Annotated in this window: 16 protein-coding genes; 9 read left to right on the top strand and 7 right to left on the bottom strand. The window is 62.9% G+C overall.

Going from position 1 to position 15,759, the window contains the following annotated elements:
* Window positions 1-3 precede the first annotated feature (3 nt).
* Window positions 4-735, top strand: coding sequence for an Asp/Glu/hydantoin racemase (locus B0G83_RS00585; protein WP_105505505.1), 732 nt, complete (start codon window positions 4-6; stop codon window positions 733-735).
* Window positions 736-1,035: 300 nt separating this feature from the next.
* On the top strand, window positions 1,036-1,818 hold the full coding sequence (locus B0G83_RS00580; RefSeq protein WP_105505504.1) for a DUF3050 domain-containing protein: 783 nt from the start codon (window positions 1,036-1,038) through the stop codon (window positions 1,816-1,818).
* Between the two features lie 120 nt (window positions 1,819-1,938).
* Here the strand turns inward: B0G83_RS00580 and B0G83_RS00575 are convergent, their stop codons facing one another.
* Entirely contained in the window at window positions 1,939-2,841 is a 903-nt protein-coding gene (locus B0G83_RS00575) for a DMT family transporter (protein WP_105505503.1), read from the bottom strand.
* A gap of 241 nt (window positions 2,842-3,082) precedes the next feature.
* On the opposite strand from B0G83_RS00575, the gene B0G83_RS00570 reads away from it, so the two are divergent.
* Window positions 3,083-3,808: a helix-turn-helix transcriptional regulator gene (locus B0G83_RS00570; RefSeq protein ID WP_105506509.1), complete on the top strand. Its 726-nt coding sequence runs from the start codon at window positions 3,083-3,085 to the stop codon at window positions 3,806-3,808.
* 93 nt (window positions 3,809-3,901) lie between these two features.
* Here the strand turns inward: B0G83_RS00570 and thrS are convergent, their stop codons facing one another.
* Window positions 3,902-5,116 (bottom strand): threonine--tRNA ligase, encoded by a 1,215-nt coding sequence (thrS, locus tag B0G83_RS00565; protein ID WP_105505502.1) that lies wholly within the window; start codon window positions 5,114-5,116, stop codon window positions 3,902-3,904.
* Window positions 5,117-5,485: 369 nt separating this feature from the next.
* Between thrS and B0G83_RS00560 the strand changes: the two genes are divergently transcribed.
* Window positions 5,486-5,971 carry a GNAT family N-acetyltransferase gene (locus tag B0G83_RS00560; protein WP_035560247.1) on the top strand — a complete coding sequence of 162 codons (486 nt, stop codon included), beginning with the start codon at window positions 5,486-5,488 and terminating at the stop codon, window positions 5,969-5,971.
* A gap of 27 nt (window positions 5,972-5,998) precedes the next feature.
* Here B0G83_RS00560 and B0G83_RS00555 read toward each other — a convergent pair whose 3' ends face one another.
* The 3 genes from B0G83_RS00555 to B0G83_RS00545 all read right to left on the bottom strand — a co-directional run bounded on the left by B0G83_RS00555 (window position 5,999) and on the right by B0G83_RS00545 (window position 8,775).
* A complete protein-coding gene (locus B0G83_RS00555) occupies window positions 5,999-6,583 on the bottom strand; it encodes an isochorismatase family cysteine hydrolase (RefSeq protein ID WP_105505501.1) in 585 nt (194 codons plus the stop codon).
* A gap of 85 nt (window positions 6,584-6,668) precedes the next feature.
* A complete protein-coding gene (locus tag B0G83_RS00550; RefSeq protein WP_105506508.1) occupies window positions 6,669-7,001 on the bottom strand; it encodes a hypothetical protein in 333 nt (110 codons plus the stop codon).
* Between the two features lie 232 nt (window positions 7,002-7,233).
* Window positions 7,234-8,775 (bottom strand): PLP-dependent aminotransferase family protein, encoded by a 1,542-nt coding sequence (locus tag B0G83_RS00545; RefSeq protein ID WP_105505500.1) that lies wholly within the window; start codon window positions 8,773-8,775, stop codon window positions 7,234-7,236.
* Window positions 8,776-8,897: 122 nt separating this feature from the next.
* Between B0G83_RS00545 and B0G83_RS00540 the strand changes: the two genes are divergently transcribed.
* Entirely contained in the window at window positions 8,898-9,620 is a 723-nt protein-coding gene (locus B0G83_RS00540; protein WP_105505499.1) for a GNAT family N-acetyltransferase, read from the top strand.
* Here the strand turns inward: B0G83_RS00540 and B0G83_RS00535 are convergent.
* A complete protein-coding gene (locus tag B0G83_RS00535; protein WP_105505498.1) occupies window positions 9,617-10,150 on the bottom strand; it encodes a GNAT family N-acetyltransferase in 534 nt (177 codons plus the stop codon). The genes B0G83_RS00540 and B0G83_RS00535 overlap by 4 nt on opposite strands.
* 315 nt (window positions 10,151-10,465) lie before the next feature.
* Between B0G83_RS00535 and B0G83_RS00530 the strand changes: the two genes are divergently transcribed.
* The 3 genes from B0G83_RS00530 to B0G83_RS00520 are packed head-to-tail and all read left to right on the top strand — an operon-like array spanning window position 10,466 to window position 13,753.
* Window positions 10,466-12,658 carry a GNAT family N-acetyltransferase gene (locus B0G83_RS00530; protein WP_105505497.1) on the top strand — a complete coding sequence of 731 codons (2,193 nt, stop codon included), beginning with the start codon at window positions 10,466-10,468 and terminating at the stop codon, window positions 12,656-12,658.
* Window positions 12,624-13,061, top strand: coding sequence for a transcriptional regulator (locus B0G83_RS00525; RefSeq protein ID WP_105505496.1), 438 nt, complete (start codon window positions 12,624-12,626; stop codon window positions 13,059-13,061). Before B0G83_RS00530 ends, B0G83_RS00525 begins: the two co-directional genes overlap by 35 nt.
* Window positions 13,062-13,087: 26 nt before the next feature.
* On the top strand, window positions 13,088-13,753 hold the full coding sequence (locus B0G83_RS00520) for a VC0807 family protein (RefSeq protein ID WP_105505495.1): 666 nt from the start codon (window positions 13,088-13,090) through the stop codon (window positions 13,751-13,753).
* A 9-nt stretch (window positions 13,754-13,762) separates the two neighbouring features.
* Here B0G83_RS00520 and B0G83_RS00515 read toward each other — a convergent pair whose 3' ends face one another.
* Complete coding sequence (locus B0G83_RS00515; RefSeq protein ID WP_105505494.1) at window positions 13,763-14,629, bottom strand: LysR family transcriptional regulator; 867 nt, start codon at window positions 14,627-14,629, stop codon at window positions 13,763-13,765.
* A 123-nt stretch (window positions 14,630-14,752) separates the two neighbouring features.
* On the opposite strand from B0G83_RS00515, the gene B0G83_RS00510 reads away from it, so the two are divergent.
* Window positions 14,753-15,697, top strand: a complete 945-nt coding sequence (locus tag B0G83_RS00510; protein WP_105505493.1) for an AEC family transporter — start codon at window positions 14,753-14,755, stop codon at window positions 15,695-15,697.
* Window positions 15,698-15,759: the final 62 nt, after the last annotated feature.

Here is a 15,759-nt window from a genome sequence, read left to right as displayed (position 1 = left end):
GCCATGCAAAACAGACGAATCCGGCTCGGCATACTGACGCCGTCGTCGAACACGGCGCTCGAACCGATCACCGCCGCGATGTTGGGCGAGTTGCCGCACGTCAGCGCGCACTTCGCGCGTTTCACCGTGACGGAGATCGCCTTGTCGGAGCCGGCGCTCGGCCAGTTCGACGCGAGCCGGATTCTGGCGGCCGCGCATCAACTGGCCGATGCGCGCGTCGACGTAATCGGCTGGAGCGGCACGTCGGCGGGCTGGTTGGGATTCGAGCGCGACCGTGCGCTATGCCGTCACATTACCGAAGCGACCGGGATTCCCGCGACAACCTCGGTCCTCGCGCTCAACGAAATCTTCGAGACCACCGGCGTGCGACGCTTCGGACTGGTATCGCCGTATCTCGACGAGGTCCAGCAGCGAATCGTGCGCAACTACGAAAAACTCGGCATGGAATGCGTCGCGGAACGGCATCTCGGCTTGCAGGACAATTTCAGCTTCGCCGAGGTGTCCGATACGCAACTCGCGATCATGATGCGCGAAGCCGCGTTCGCGCGACCCGATGCGCTCACCACCTTTTGCACGAATCTGCACGCGGCGCATCTCGTACGCGCTTTTGAACGGGCCACCGACATCCCCGCCTACGACACGGTCGCGACCGTCATCTGGAAGGCTCTGCGGATGCTGGACGTCGATACCGCGCCGCTCGCAGGTTGGGGACGCCTGTTCACCGACGTAACGTAGGGTCGTGCGGCATCGCCATTTGCGATATTCAAAAGGCATAGACCGCACAGAATTCTGTAATTGCGCGTTCTTAAATAATAAATCTGGCCTATCTTATTCCGTGACGTGGCTTTCAAAACCCACGTCATGGGATATCGCCCGCTTATCGGCGCATCCCGCTTCAAACCCAAAGCGTTTTACTTAATACAGGCGCCGAATCGGCATGGGAACGGTCGTCCCGCTTCCGCAACCGCGACGGGTGTGCGCTGTCGCCGTTCCCTTGTCCGCTATCGGAGCGACATTCCGAGGATAACGATCACCATGAACGACATCGAACAGCTCGAAGCGCAACTCGCGCGACGCCATATGGCGCTCGCTCATCACCCGGTTTTCCACGCGATTGAAACCCTCCACGGTTTGCGGACCTTCATGGAATGGCACGTGTTCGCCGTGTGGGATTTCATGTCGCTCGTCAAACGGCTGCAAGCCGATCTCACGACCGTCACGCTGCCGTGGATCGCACCGCGCAATGCGAGCGCCGCGCGGCTGATCAACGAGATCGTGCTCGGCGAAGAATGCGACGAAACGCCGAAGGGCCCAATGAGTCACTTCGATCTGTATCTGCATGCCATGCGCGACGTCGGTGCGAACACCGGGCGTATCGAACGGATGATGGGTTTGCTGGCCGACGGCGCAAGCGTGCAAAGCGCGCTGAACACGGTCGACGCACCCGCGCCGGTGATCCGCTTCGTCAATTCGACCTTCGCGACCTGTTACGAGGGCGCGACGCATCAGGTGCTGGGCAACTTCTTCTACGGCCGCGAGAACGTGATTCCGGATATGTTCCGCACGCTGCTCGCCGGTTGGAAGATCGATCGCGCCGGCGTGCCGCTGCTGAGTTACTACCTCGATCGTCATATCGAGGTGGATTCGGGCGAACACGGTCCCGCCGCCCGCACAATGATCGCGGAAGCCGCAGGCGGCGATCCGCGCAAATTGCGTGAGGCACTGGAAGCGGGCCTGGCGGCGATCGACGAGCGCGTGTGTCTGTGGGACGGACTGCACGCGCATCTGATCCGTCAGCGGGATGTGATCGCCGTTTGAGGCGGTGCGGCGGTGCGTGGCGATGACAAACGGTTTTCGCCACGCGCCAGGCGGACGCGCGCGCAAGACGCTTCGCCGTTTTGCACCGGCGCGACGGGCGGATGCTCTCCACGCTCTGTGTCATGGCCGCGCCGCCGCTTCCGTTACAGGCCGCTTGAACATCTGCGCGACGATCACACCGACAAGCGCCGTCCCGCCGCCGAGCAGGTGATATGGATGCAAGGTCTCCCCAAGCATCGCAATAGCAATTAACGCGGTCGCGATAGGCAGCACGTTCATGAACAACGCGCAGCGATTCGGACCGAGATGCTTGACACCCTGCATCCACAGGAACGGCAGCACGACCGACGCTAGCACGCCCGCATACAGAATCAGCGGCACGCTCGCGCGAGTCGGCACGGCTTCGGCGGCCGGTAGACGCAGCAGCATCGGCAGCATGAACAGCAGCGCGAATAGTGCTTGCAGGTAGGTGGATTGCCACGACGGCAAGCCGACATGCCAGCGCTTGAGCAGCACACCGTACAACGCGTAAGCGAGCGCGGCGAAAATCATCAACAGATCGCCGAGATGCGCCCCGTTGTCGAGCAGCATCGCGGGATTGCCCTGTGTGATCAGATACACCACGCCGACCAGCGACAGCACGCCGCCGCCTACCATCCCGCTAGTCGGCGCCTCGCCAAGCAGCAGGGTGCTGGCGACCATCGTCATCAGCGGCACCAGCGCGGTGATGATGGACATATTGGTCGCCGTGGTCGTTTTGGCCGCTTCGTACGAGAGACTCTGGAACAGCGCCATTGCCAGAAAGCCGAGCACGGCAAGCTTCGGCAGTTGCGGGACGATCGCCGCGCGGTTGCGCCAGGCCGGCCTCAGCGTGAACAGACTCATCAGCGCGACCGCCAGCAGGAGGCGGTAGAACGTGATCGCCGACGGGTCGATGGTATGGGCGGACAGCTTCGAGACGACCACGTTGCCGGCCCACAGCAGGATTGCCACAAAGGGAAACAGGAAATACGATCTCTTCATATCGCGCTCGGGCTGATTGTCGTTGGGATGAAACGGGCTTCGCAGTGAACCGGCATGGTGAGCCCGCAAGCCAGGTCCGTCTCGCGCGAAAGGGTCTTTACTTGTCGCGAAACGGTCAACCCTTCGATCCATGGCAAACACACGAATGCACGCGCGCGCCGCTCACGTCACCCTCGCTGCGCAAAAACGCGCTGAAACGCCCACCGCGCCCGGCGCGCACGTGCCGTTCGAAACCACGCCCATGCCGGTATCGGCCATGGCCGCGTGGTATCCGCACGGCACGCTGATCGCGGCGCATCGGCATCGGCGCGCGCAGCTGCTGTATGCGATCGAAGGGGTGATGATGATCGAGTCCGCCACGGGTTCGTGGGTCGTGCCGCCTACGCGCGGCGTCTGGCTCGAACCGGGCGTCGATCATTCGGTGCAGATGAGCGGCGACGTGAAGATGCGCACGGTATTCGTCGAACCCGGCGCGGCCGCGCATTTGCCCACGCGCAGTTGCGTGGTCGAAGTGCATGCGTTGCTGCGCGAGTTGATCCTCGCGGCGATCGACGTGCCGCAGGACTACACCGCCGGATCGCGCGACGATCACCTGATGCAGTTGCTGCTGGCGGAATTGAACGCGGTGCCGTTGCTGCCGCTGTATCTGCCGTGGCCGTCCGATGTCCGTTTGCGCGCGGTGTGCGACAGCGTGCTCGCCACCCCCGACGACAATCGCACCATCGGCGCATGGGCGGATACGCTGGACGTGTCGGAGAAAACATTTCATCGCTGGTTCCAGCGTGAAACCGGGATCACGTTCGGGCGTTGGCGGCAGCAGGCGCGCTTGCTCCTGGCGTTGAAACGGCTCGCGCATGGCGAGAAGATCATTGCCGTCGCAATGGACCACGGTTATACGAGTCAAAGCGCGTTCGCGGCGATGTTCAAGCGGCATTTCGGCGTGGTGCCGTCGGCATTTTATGCGTAGGTTGTTCGCGGGTTACGTTCGACGTAGGCGTGCAGCGAGAAGAACGCACAAGACCGCGCTCTATCGCGCCCTTGTGCGAACCCGGTATCGGTATCAGCGTCTCGACCGCATCGCCGGCGGCCGCGCCGCGAGCCTCAAATGCTCGACACCGTCCTGCAGCGACAACGTCGCTTGTTGCCCGTCGCGCTCGCGGATGCTGATCGTCCGATCACGCTCGTCGCGCGAACCGACGACCACCAGAAGCGGCACCTGCTTTTCGCGTGCGTCGACGATCTTCTTCTCCAGCCGCTCGGGCCGGCTATCGACCAGCGCCCGAACGCCCACATCATCGAGCGCTTGCAGAACCTCCCGCGCATAGAGCCCATTCGCGTCGCTGATGGTGGCGACGACGACCTGCTCCGGCGCGAGCCACACCGGCAACCATCCCTCATGATGTTCGAGCAGCATCGCGATAAATCGCTCCATGCTACCCAGTACAGCGTGATGAATCATCACGGGCCGCTCGCGTTCATTGCGCTCGTTGACGAACTCCGCGCCAAGCCGCTCGGGCAACACGAAGTCGAGCTGGATCGTGCCGCATTGCCAACTTCGCCCGCGACTGTCCGTGAGATGAAACTCCAGTTTCGGCCCGTAAAAAGCGCCCTCGCCGTCGAGCAGATCAAACGCCAGACCTGCCGCGCGCGCGGCATTCGCCAACGCGCTTTCCGCGTGATCCCACGTTGCTTCGCTGCCCGAGCGCGACGCCGGCCGCGTCGCGAGCGCAACCTTGAAGTCGGGAAAACCGAGATCCGCGTAAACCGCGCGCAGCAGCGAGCAGAAGCGCCCCACTTCCGCCTCGATATGCGACTCCGTGCAGAACACATGGGCGTCGTCCTGCACGAACGCGCGCGTGCGCTTCAGGCCTTCGAGCGAACCAGACGGTTCGTCGCGATGACACGCGCCGAACTCGCTATACCGCACCGGCAACTCGCGATAAGAACGCACGCGCTGATTGAACACCTGCACGTGGCACGGACAACTCATAGGCTTCAGACACAGCGCGCGCCCTTCTTCCGCGTCGGCCAACGAATACATTGCCGCGCCGAACTTCTCCCAATGACCGCTCGTTTCCCACAGCGAGCGGGCCAGCAATTGCGGCGTACGAATCTCGCGAAAGCCGGCGCAACGCATCCGGGCGCGCACGTAATCTTCCAGCACGCGATACAGCTCCCAGCCACGCGGATGCCAGAAAACCATTCCGGCGCCCTCTTCCTGCTGATGAAAAAGGTCGAGTTTATTGCCTAAAACACGATGGTCGATGTCGTTCACAGTCACGCTCCGTTTAGTCGAATACCGCTCAGCGCGGTGAGGGTTGCCGCAAACGGAGGTCCAGAAATGCCAAAGGCCCCGTCCGTTTCCGGCGGGGCCCTGGGTGGTCTGCCACTGCTTCGTGTCGCTAGCGTGCGCAACCTCCCGACGACCCGCCTGTGAAGGTGGTCGTCGTGGTGGTGACGGCGGCGAAGGGAATCGAGTGGAAGTCCATGGCTCGACAGTAAACGATCGGGTGACGACACGTCAATCGCAATCGCCGAGAATGCTGGTCAATTCACGCCGATCAACGCTACGATGTCTGTCTGATCCGAACCCGCGTGTTGACGCGCGAAGCCGGCCCCTCTTCAACCGATCGAGCACCTCACCTTGACCATTCACATTCGCCGCGCCCACGCAGCCGACGCCGCGCTGATTCTTCGCTTCATCACCGAGCTCGCCGTGTACGAGAAGGCGGAGCATGAAGTCATCGCGTCCGTCGAAGACGTCGAAACGAGCCTGTTTTCCGCGACCGCCACCGCGAAAGCGTTGATCTGCGAAATGGACGGCGAGCCCATCGGCTTTTGCGTCTATTTCCATTCGTATTCCACCTGGCTCGGCAAACACGGGCTGTATCTGGAAGACCTTTACGTGTCGCCGGCCGCACGCGGCAGCGGCGCGGGCAAACGGATGCTGCGCCACCTCGCGCAGATTGCCTGCGAAAGCGGCTGCGGGCGCTTCGAATGGAGCGTGCTCGACTGGAACGAACCGGCAATCGGTTTTTACGAGGCGATCGGCGCGAGCGCGCAAAGCGAATGGGTGCGTTACCGGTTGGCGGGCGACGCGCTCAAGGCGTTTGCCGAAGGCGTCGAGTAAGCGCGTGCGCGCGCACTGCGCACGCCGCTAGCGGGCGAGCAGCAGCAAGGCGTCCGCGAGTGACAGCACGGTCGTGCGCGATTCGAACGCCGTGGCGAACAGATGCTCGTGGACGACCTGATCCGGGTCGTAACAGCAATCCTTGACGGTGTAGAGGCGGAAGTCGGCGTCGCTTGCATAGGCGACCGACGACAGCACGACACCCGTCGACGCAATGCCGACCATCATCAACGAGTCAATACCTTGTGCCGAGAGCCGCACCTGCAAATCCGTGCCGAAAAACACGCTGGCGCGATGTGCGACGATCAGCGGCTCACTCGCCTGGCGGTCTAATTCGGGTGAGAGCCGGTCGTCGACGAAAAGCCCCAATTGCTTGATACCCTGGCCATTCCGGTTCAATGGGTTGACTTCCGGATAGCCCGGATTGAAGCGGAGATTGGCGAAATAAACACTAACGCCCGCAGCTCGCGCGGCGTCGCAAAGCCTGCGCGTGTTGGAGAGCAAGGTCGGTGCGACCGAAGGAAAGAGGCCGAGAATATCGGTCTGATAATGCATCACGACGAGCGCGGTTTGCGCCGGGACGATTGCGGAAATCTGCGAACTCGTGGGCATGTAGAAAGGGCGTCTGGAACGCTATGAAGGCAAGCGCGGGCAGCGGCCTGTCGGCCACCGCCCGCGCTTGCCTCGATCAGTGCGATCAGTGAGGCGCTTTACCGTTGGGCACCGCGTCCAGCGGTTTGTGCTGTTCTTCGCCCAGTCCGGGGAAGAAGGCGTTCCATGCGGCGCGCACCCCTTCGGCGGCGGTGGCTTCGGCGGCGATCGATTCGGTTTCGCCCTCTTTCGCTTTCGATGGATCCGCGGACAGCCCGCGCCAGTGCGTAAAGACCAGCAACGGTTTTTCGGTCCAGATGCCCTCGCCGAATTTGGCGAAAGCGGTGTCCCCGCTCGTCAGTTGCACCTCATACCAGCCCTCGCGTGCGGGTGTGTGGGCGGCAAGCTCAAACCACGGGGTCGGTTCGATTTCCTTCATGTCGTCTCCGGTCGGATAGATCGTCATAGATAACCACAACAAAGGCATTCTTCATGCCCGGGCTCGACAACGGCCCGGCGGGCGCGCTCCGCCTGTTGCGCGATGTTGCAGTGCGGCGCGCTGGGCATGAGTTGCGGGGCGATGCGTCGACGCTGCGTCTGTCGATTTCGCCGCGCATAAACGACACGATAGCGCGACATGGGCTGCGCGGACAAACGCAAAAACTTACACGTCAGGGTGGCGGCCGATTGCTTTTTTTTGCCTTGGTTGTCGGCCCGCTTGTTGGCCCGCTTGCCGGCTTACCGTCCAGCTCGCGCGCCAGCGCGGCCAGCACGTGGGCCGCGGCCGCCAGTTGCTCCGGCGGCGTACTGCCGTAGCCGATCACGAGCCCATTCGTCTGCACATCGGGTTGCAACGCGAACCCGGATAGCGCGCGCGGATTGAGCCCCTTGGCGACAGCGCGCGCCGCCAAAGCGCGGTCGTCGAGGGTCGGCGGCAAGCGCAGCGTCAAATGCATGCCGCAGTTGCCGCCCAGAATCTGCGCCGGCGCGAAGTGCACCGTGAGCGCGTCGCGCAACGCCTGCTGGCGCTCGCGGTACACCCGCCTCATGCGCCCCAGATGCCGCCCGAACTCGCCACTTTCGATGAAATGCGCAAGCGCCATCTGCTCCAGCCGATGCCCGCCGCGCAGCATCTCCTGCAACGCCACCGCCGATTCTTCGACGATCGCGCGCGGCAGCACCACGAATCCGATGCGCAGCGCCGGGAACATGGTCTTGCTGAATGAGCCGACGTACAGCACCGGCGCGTCGGCAACGAGCCCCTGCATGCTGGCGATCGGCTCGCCGGTGTGGCGGAACTCACCGTCGTAGTCGTCCTCGATCAGCCACGCGCCGCAGCGGCGCGCCTGCGCAATCAATTCCAGACGCCGCGCCACCGACAACACCGCCCCCGTCGGATACTGATGCGCGGGCGACGTGTAGATCAGCTTCGGCGGATGCGCGCGCCACGCGTCGGGCGGCACGGCGATGCCTTCGGCGTCGACCGGCATGGGCAGCGTGGTCAGGTCGCCGACGTTGAACGCGGCCTTCGCGCCGCGATAACCGGGGTCCTCGACCCACGCGACGTCGCCGGGATTGGTGAGCAGCCGGACGCACAGGTTCAGCGCCTCCTGCGCGCCCTCGGTGATCACCACCTGCGAGCCGTCGCAGCGCACACCGCGTGCGATGCGCAAATGCGCGGCAATCGCGTCGCGCAGTGCGGGTTCGCCGGCCGGCGCGCCATAGCCGAGCGTGAAGGGCAACGCGCGCTCCAGCGAGCGTTCGAGCGCGCGCCGCCAGGCGCTCAGCGGAAAGCGGTCGAGCGCGGGCGTGCCGGGCGTCATCGGAAAGGTGTTGTCGGCGTGCGTGCGGGTGGCCGCGAACTGGCCGACGCGCGCCGCGTACGCCACCTCGGGCGCAGCGCAGGGCGCCGCCGGCTCGCCGCGTGCGGCAGGGCTGGACAGCGGGCTCACGCGGGTGCCCTTCTTGTCGGCCACCACGTAGCCGGTCGCGACCAGATGTTCATAGGCGATCACCACCGTATTGCGCGACACGCCCATCTCCGCCGCCAGCAGACGCGACGAAGGCAGCAGCGAGCCGGCCGGCAGCCGTCCGCCGAGAATCGCCTGCTGCAAACGTTCGATCAGCTGTTTTTGCAGCGGCGGAGGTTTGTCGGCGGCACGCGTGGCTCTCGCCGCAGCCGGGTTGGCGAGCGGACCAATGATTTCCATCATTGCGGCTGGACCTATGAAATGGGTTTGGCGTGGATCTTTTTAACATACCACGTTTGCCGTATCGTTCCTGTTGAACGGCAGCCGCCGACGATCATCGATGCCGCAACAACAGGAGAACAGTGATGGAACCCAGACACAACGAGTTCGAGCAGCCGATCGGCGTGCCCGTGCCGGACTGGAAAGGCGCCGAGGCGCCCGGCAGCGCGCCGCTGACGGGCCGCTATTGCCGGATCGAACGGGTGGACGTGGAACGCCACGCCGCGGACCTGTACGAGGCCTACAGCTCGGCCGCGGATGCGCGCGACTGGACCTATCTGAACGTGGGTCCGTTCGACAGCCTGGCCGCTTACCGCGAGCATTTGACGCGCATGGCCGCGTCGCCGGATCCGTTGCACCACGCGGTGATCGATCTCGCGACCGGCAAGGCGGTCGGCACACTGGCGCTCATGCGGATCGACCGGGTGAACGGTGTCATCGAAGTGGGCCACGTGACGTATTCGCCGCGTCTGAAGCAGACGCGCATTGCCACCGATGCCATGTTCCTGGTGATGTCGCAGGTTTTCGACGGGCTGGGCTATCGACGCTTCGAATGGAAATGCGACTCGCTGAACGCACCGTCGCGCGCCGCCGCGTTGCGCTACGGCTTTACGTTCGAAGGGATCTTCCGGCAGGCGATCGTGTATCACCAGCGCAATCGCGATACCGCGTGGTTTTCGGTGCTCGACGGCGAATGGCCCGCGCTGCGTGCGAGCTACACGCGCTGGCTCGACGCCGGCAATTTCGATGCGCAAGGCAAGCAGATCGAGCGGCTCGCGCAGTTGATCGCGCAGCAGCGGGCGGCTTAGCGCGCGTTCGGCGCGCGGCGCAGGACGATGGTTGGACTGCCTTTGTAGGGCGTGCGCAGCCGTTCGCGGTAGCCGCACTTGCGCGCCACACTCAGCGACGCCAGGTTTTCCGGCGAGATCAGGCACACGGTGTCTTTGTCCGGCCATTGCGCATCGGCCCAATCGAGCGCGGCGCGTACGGCTTCGGTCGCATAACCGCGGCCGTGCAACGCCGGGTTCAACGCCCAGCCGATTTCCGGCGTGCCCAGCAACGACGGCTCAATCTCGCGGTGATAGTCGGCTAGGCCGACTTCGCCGACAAAGCGGCCGCTCTGCTTTTCCCGCACCACCCAGTAGCCATATCCCAGCATTGCCCAATGCCCGGCGTAACGCAGCAGACGCGCCCAGACTTCTTCGCGCGTGAAGGGCTTGCCGCCGATGTAACGGATCACCTCGGCATCGGACCACATCGCGTAACTGTCGAGGAAGTCGCTCGTGGTGTGCGGGCTCAAGGTCAGGCGGTTGGTGGTGAGGGTGGGTTGGGTGGGCATGGGAATCGGCTTGATGAGTTCGGAAGTCGGACATTCGATCTTCTCAGATTTGGCGCTCGATAGGTTGGCGAGGACAATGGAAAACCGGAAAGCGAATAGTTTTCAAGCGCTCTTGCAAGCATCGAATATTTCTCTGCCCGTCCCGTTATTACGTTTGCCTAATCGATGGTAAATTTGCGCGTCCGCCCTTGCCGCGCTTTATGCACGTCTCCCAAGGGCCGTCCAAACTAACCAGCCCGCAACGGCCGTCCATGTGAAACTACTTCGCAGGGAAAGGCACGCCTGCGGCGACATGCAGAGAGGCCAGGCACTGCGATGATCGTCGAAAACTCCTTTATATCCATTCTGGATAATCATGGCGACGTTGCGCCATTCGTTTCATCCGTTATCGAGGCAGCTGACAGCGATAAAAACGCCCTTGGATTTTTCCCTGCCAGTGTCTTTGCGGACTTTGCACGAAAGGAGCAACTGCTGGTTGCAGTCGAGCGGCGTGCGGACGGTCTGATTTACGCGGGTCATCTGCTATTTGAAGCCAGGCATCCGAAAGGGCGCGTGCTGCAGATGTTCGTCGTCCCTACCTTCAGAAAACGTGGCGTTGCGGCTCGCCTGCTGAGTCACCTTAAGCAGCATCTGACAGATCACGCTTTCATCTCCATGTACGCGCGAGTCGGACAGGATATGAGTGAGGCCAACCGCTTCTGGGAAAACCAGGGCTTCTATGTTCAGCGCGTCGTCAAAGGCGGCGAAACGAGAAATCGAACCATCCTCGTCCGCAGTCACGAACTGGACACGCCGCAATTGTTTGCTCCTAGTGGTGTCAGCGCTGCTGATCCGCTCGGGCTCAATTCGACTCAAACAGCGGAAATTCCGCTGTTTCTTCTGGATCTCAACGTGCTGTTCGACCTGGGGCCCCGCAGAAGCAGAAACGAGGAGATTCTGGATCTATTCAAGCTTGAGCGTGCCGGCTCCTGTCAATTCGCTCTCAGCACAGAGATCGCCGCCGAGCTTACGCGCACAGCAAGCGTCGGCATCACGGATCCCATGCTGGCCTATGCCCGCATCTTCCCGTCGTTCCCCAGCCCGCTAGCCCATGAGTGGGAAGCGCTGGCGCCGGAACTCTCATCCATCGTCTTTCCGGAGCGGCATCGCGCCAACGCGCTCAGCAGCAACGATATCTCCGACGTACGGCATTTAGCCACAGCCATTCAGCACAGGCTCGCCGGTCTGGTCACCAACGACGGATCCATCCTCAATGCCGCAGCGAGGCTCAATGAAAAGTACGGCATTCAAGTCATTTCTCCCGGCGCTTTCAAACACCTGAATGCGGGCGCCACCAGAGAGGAAATTTTCGAAACGGGGGCGGACAATTCTCTTGCGATCTCCCGCCTCGATCGATCCGACGAAGCAGAAGTGCTTCAGCTTTTGTCCCGGTTAGGCATACACAAATCAGCCGTGGTCACGGAGTGGGCCGCGGTCGATTCGAATGAGCGGATTTGCAATCGGTATGGCGCCTGGTCAAAAGACCGTCTAGTTGGGTACCTGACGTGGCCCAAGGCCATGACACTGGAAAATATCAGCGCACACGTAGCCGTGGATGAAACGCAACCTGGAGCGTTTCACGCCGCCAGTCTTCTGCTCAGCCATCTGATCGAACAAGCCACCGTGGCGAGAGCGGCCCAAATCAGGCTTGCGTTTCCTCCGCAACAGGCGCAGATCCGTGAAATTGCTTCGACGCTCGGCTTCGGCGGGTTGGCGGGACAGACATCGCTGACCAAGCTTGCGTTGGGAGGCATCGTGACGACATCGAATTGGGCCGATCGCGCAGAAGACATTTATCTGGCCAGCCGGGTACGTCTGCCTGATGGGCCACCGGCCTATCGGGAAGTCGATCAACAGATTCGCCTTCTCAGACCCGACGGCAATGTTGGACATATCTCCTTGATGGCATTGGAAACCTTGCTTTCTCCCGCGCTCTTCTGTCTGCCCGGAAGATCGGCCGTCATTACGCCGCTCCGGCGAGCGTTTGCCGATCATCTGTTAGCACATTCCCCTCAGAAGAGTCTGCTCCCCCACGCTCGCGCCAAGCTCTACAAAGAGCGGCACTATTTCAGCGGCGCCGCCACGCTGAAGCAATTCAAGCGTGGTAACCTCATTCTGTTCTACGAGTCAGCGAAGAACCGGGGGCTTGGCGCCATTGTCGCAATCGCGCGCGTACAACACGCCTACCTGAAGTCCCAGCAGGCGTTGGACAATTCGGACCTCGATCCGTCAGTGCTGGACCCCGCGGGACTCGAAGCAATCGGTCGGTCCAAGACGAAAACGGTGACCGTGTTCGACAACATCATTCGCCTCGAACGTCCAGTACCACTTTCAACACTGCAGCGCCTCGGCTGCGGCAGTCCGACCAACCTGCTGACCACCCGCGCAATCAATAACACACAGCTTCAAGAAATCCTCGATGAAGGGTTTGCCCATGGAACATCCCGAACACGTACTCATTTCGCTTGAAGAGCGACACGCCGAAAACATATTTGCGGGCACCAAGCATGTTGAACTGCGGCGCCGCACGATGAACGTCAAGGCAGGCACTGTCGTCTGGATTTACGTCAAGCTGCCCGTTGGCCGCGTGATCGGCTGTGCGAGAGTGAGCGGCGCACATTCGCTTGCACCCGCCGCGTTATGGCGGCAATTTGCCGATGTGTGCGGTATCACGCGTAGAGAATTTTTCGACTATTTCGACGGGATTTCCAAGGGCTTCGCCTTGGGATTGCATGATGCGCAGCGCCTTTCCGGCACCGTTTCGCTGACCGAGTTGAGAGAAGCGTCGGAGGGATTCCAGCCCCCGCAGTTCTTTATTCGTATTGCGCCCGACAGCCCACTGCTCAGGGCATTCGAAGGCAAACGTTCATAGGCAATTCGTCGGAACAACCGCGCATCATGAACCCCCGCCTACGCTACCTCAGCGCCCTCGTCATCAACGTTGCACTGCCCTGGCTCGCCTACCGGTTCGCCTTCCCGCACTGGGGCCAACTCGGCGCGCTGGCCGCGTCGGCGTTGCCGTTGATCGCGTGGATGAGTTGGGACCTGCTGCACCGTCGCCATTTCGACGCGCTCAGCGCGCTCGTGCTGGTCGGCATTGCGTTGTCGAGTCTCGCCGCCGCTTTCGGCCGCAGCCCGGCGTTACGCGCGCTCGAAGACCCCATGGTGCTCGCCATGATCGGCGCGTTGTTTCTCGTCTCGCTCGCGCTGCGGAGGCCGCTGGTGTTCTATCTCGCCCGCTCGACGATGATGCGCGAAGGTCACCGCGACGCCGAGAACTTTGAAAAGCATTGGCGCGAACGCCCCACGCTCGCCGCGTATATCCGCCTGATGACGCTCGTGTGGGGCCTCGGCATGATCGGCGAGAACATTGTGCGCACGCTGATCGTCTGGCAATGGCCGACCGAGCCACGCTCGGGGATAGCTTCCGAAGCGGTGCGCTACGGCGTCTATGCCGCGCTGACGGCTTGGACCTTCTGGTGCCGTCGGTGCATCCGGCAAGATGCCCTGCGCTACGCGGACAACGCCGCGTCGCCCGCCACGCCGCCGCTCGCCAAGTCATAACCCACGCGCTCACGCCAACTCGAGAAATCGCGCCAGACACGGATTGCGATTCGCCGGCGACCACGCCAGCACCTGCTCAATCAAGGGCGCATCGACCAGCGGCCGGAACACCACGCCCGCAAGTTGCGCCTTGCGCATCGAAGCGGGCACCAAGGCCACGCCCACGCCTTCATCGACGAGACTCAGCACGGTCTGCTGCAACTGCACTTCGAAGCGGATATCCGGTTCGAAACCGCCCGACCGGCAATGGTCGAGAATCGCGGCACGCAAACCCGGCGCGACTTCCGACGAAGCGAGCACGAACGGCTCACCCGCCAGTTGCGCAATCTTCAACCGCCGGGCACGCGCCCGCGGATGCCCACGCGACAGCGCAACGCACAACGGCTCGCTCAGGATCGTGCGCGTGGCCAGCCCTTTGTCGGGCACGTTCGGAAACATGATGGCCGCGTCGATCTGTCCAGCCAGCACCTGCGCGGCCAGATCGTTCGACACCACTTCGCGCAGATTCAACGCCACGTCGGGAAACGCCGCGCCGAACACGCGCGCATAGCCCGGCACGACGCTGTACGCGGCACACATCGTGAAGCCGATCGCGAGCTTGCCGGCTTCGCCATGCGCTGCCGCCCGCGCATTGCGCACCGCCTGATCGAGCGACGCGAGAATCGCCTTCGCGTCAGCGTAAAAACGTTCGCCCGCCGCGGTCAACGTGACGCTGCGCGGGCTGCGCTCGATCAGCACGACGCCGAGATTCGCCTCCAGCGCCGCCAGTTGCCGGCTCAATGGCGGCTGCGACAGATTCAGACGCGCCGCGGCCCGGCCAAAATGACGCGTCTCGGCCAGCGTCACGAAGTAGCGTAGCGGCTTGATATCGATCACAATGCGCCCACCCGAAATGACAATGCTAAAAAAGTATCGTCGGACTCGAAAAACAGTATTGGATTGTATCAACGCAAGCCACTACGCTGGCGGATCGTCCTTTTTCCAAAGCCGTGCGCCTCGATGTTAGCCACCCTCGAAATTCTGCTTCCCGTCTTCGGTTTGATTTTCGCGGGCTTCGCCTGTCGGCGGCGCGGCGTGCTTGGACCGAACTCCGCGTCGGAGCTGAACCGATTCGTGGTCTGGCTCGCGCTGCCGGCGCTGCTGTTCGATACGATGGCCCGCGCCACGTGGCAGCAGTTGTATCAGCCGGCCTTCGTCGCGACCTTCTCGATTGCGTGCGCCGCCGTGTTCCTGCTGATCCTCGCGCTGCGTCTGATGAACGGCCGGCATCTCGCCGATGCCAGCGTCGATGCGATCGCGGCGTCGTATCCGAACACCGGCTACATCGGCTTCCCGCTGGCGTTGATCGCTTTCGGTCCCGCCAGCCTGACGCCGACCACGATCGCCACGATCCTCGTCGCCTGCGTGTTGTTCGCGTTCGCGATCGTGCTGATCGAAATCGGTCTGCAGACCGAGCGCGCGCCGCATAAGCTGGGTCTGAAAGTGCTGCGCGCACTGGCGCGCAATCCGCTAATCGTGTCGCCCATCGCGGGCATGCTGCTGGCGAGCTTTCACGTCGCGATGCCGGCCAGCGCAGAGACTTTCCTGAAGTTGCTGAGCGGCGCGGCAAGTCCGTGCGCGCTGGTGAGCCTTGGCTTGTTCCTCGCCGAAAAACGTCCATCGGAGCCCGGCGCGCGCGGCGTTGCGCTGCTGCTGACCGGCGTCAAACTGGTGGCGCAACCGGCGCTGACGTGGTGGCTCGCGGCGCGGGTCTTCGGGCTGCCGCCCACACTAGTCGAAATGGCCGTGGTGCTGGCCGCGCTGCCCACCGGCACCGGCCCGTTCATGCTCGCCGAGTTTTACGAGCGCGAGGCGCACATCACGTCGCGGACCATTTTGCTGTCCACGGCCGGTTCCGTCGTCACGCTGTCCGCCCTGCTGCTGTTAATGGGGCACCGCACCTGACGGCAGCCGCGCCGCGCGCTATGCTTCGCCCACGGACCGCCACGGTCCGCGATCCTCACTCG

It is taken from the genome of Paraburkholderia sp. BL21I4N1 (assembly GCF_002973525.1).
Taxonomy (GTDB): Bacteria; Pseudomonadota; Gammaproteobacteria; order Burkholderiales; family Burkholderiaceae; genus Paraburkholderia.
This window is presented reverse-complemented; position numbering and strand designations above follow the sequence as displayed.

Bases quoted from the DNA above. Each gene is read 5' to 3' on its own strand.
- B0G83_RS00550 (WP_105506508.1), bottom strand. From the start codon at position 7,001: ATGAAGGAAATCGAACCGACCCCGTGGTTTGAGCTTGCCGCCCACACA.
- B0G83_RS00570 (WP_105506509.1), top strand. From the start codon at position 3,083: ATGCCGGTATCGGCCATGGCCGCGTGGTATCCGCACGGCACGCTGATC.
- B0G83_RS00530 (WP_105505497.1), top strand. From the start codon at position 10,466: ATGATCGTCGAAAACTCCTTTATATCCATTCTGGATAATCATGGCGAC.
- B0G83_RS00580 (WP_105505504.1), top strand. From the start codon at position 1,036: ATGAACGACATCGAACAGCTCGAAGCGCAACTCGCGCGACGCCATATG.
- B0G83_RS00555 (WP_105505501.1), bottom strand. From the start codon at position 6,583: ATGCCCACGAGTTCGCAGATTTCCGCAATCGTCCCGGCGCAAACCGCG.
- B0G83_RS00525 (WP_105505496.1), top strand. From the start codon at position 12,624: ATGGAACATCCCGAACACGTACTCATTTCGCTTGAAGAGCGACACGCC.
- B0G83_RS00510 (WP_105505493.1), top strand. From the start codon at position 14,753: ATGTTAGCCACCCTCGAAATTCTGCTTCCCGTCTTCGGTTTGATTTTC.
- B0G83_RS00575 (WP_105505503.1), bottom strand. From the start codon at position 2,841: ATGAAGAGATCGTATTTCCTGTTTCCCTTTGTGGCAATCCTGCTGTGG.
- B0G83_RS00535 (WP_105505498.1), bottom strand. From the start codon at position 10,150: ATGCCCACCCAACCCACCCTCACCACCAACCGCCTGACCTTGAGCCCG.
- B0G83_RS00545 (WP_105505500.1), bottom strand. From the start codon at position 8,775: ATGATGGAAATCATTGGTCCGCTCGCCAACCCGGCTGCGGCGAGAGCC.
- B0G83_RS00520 (WP_105505495.1), top strand. From the start codon at position 13,088: ATGAACCCCCGCCTACGCTACCTCAGCGCCCTCGTCATCAACGTTGCA.
- B0G83_RS00540 (WP_105505499.1), top strand. From the start codon at position 8,898: ATGGAACCCAGACACAACGAGTTCGAGCAGCCGATCGGCGTGCCCGTG.
- B0G83_RS00585 (WP_105505505.1), top strand. From the start codon at position 4: ATGCAAAACAGACGAATCCGGCTCGGCATACTGACGCCGTCGTCGAAC.